General features: G+C 54.3%; 1 protein-coding gene. It reads left to right on the forward strand.

What is annotated here, in order from left to right; genetic code table 11:
• Positions 1–312: 312 nt before the first annotated feature.
• Complete coding sequence (locus tag HUK82_RS17715; RefSeq protein ID WP_394367519.1) at positions 313–690, forward strand: IS5 family transposase; 378 nt, start codon at positions 313–315, stop codon at positions 688–690.
• Positions 691–702: the final 12 nt, after the last annotated feature.

The raw sequence follows: 702 nt of genomic DNA on the forward strand, positions 1-702 counted from the left end.
TTACCGGTGGAGGGTGGGCCTGTGAGTGATGTGTTTATGTTATCTGCGAGCCAGATATCGCTTCATCCGGTAGAGCCGTCTGGGCGGAGCCCGAAAGGTTCCACCAATGCGTATGCATGGATGGAATACGAGCGCAGGGGTCTTCGACCGGATCTTCGTCGCGCTGACAGAGCAGGCGGGCCGTTCAAAACGCCTGATGATCGATGCAATACACCTCAAGGCACACCGGACAGCGGCCTCCCTGCTTAAAAAGGGGCATTTCCCCGCCATATCGGACGGACAAAAGGCGACCTGAACTCAAAGCTTCAGGCCATATGTGATGGACAGGGACGCCCTGTCCGCCTTCATCTGACGGCTGGACAGATCAGTGATTTCAAAGGCGCTGACGTTCTGCTGGAGGACCTGTCGGATGAGACAGAGGACGTCATCGGTGATCGGGGATATGATAGCAATACAATCAGACAGTCTCTCGCAGACCGGAACATCACTCCCTGTATGCCGCCGAAGAAGAACAGGACATCAAAGCCATCTTACGACTGGCATCTGTATAAGAAGCGCCACCTCATCGAAAACATGTTCGCAAAGCTGAAGGACTGGCGACGGGTGGCAACACGATACGACCGCTGCGCTCATACGTTCATGTCCGCAATCTACATCGCAGCAAGCGTCATCTTCTACCTCAAAAAATGAGTCCTGAGCCTA

Source organism: Ameyamaea chiangmaiensis (genome assembly GCF_013376175.1).
GTDB classification, from domain to species: domain Bacteria; phylum Pseudomonadota; class Alphaproteobacteria; order Acetobacterales; family Acetobacteraceae; genus Ameyamaea; species Ameyamaea chiangmaiensis.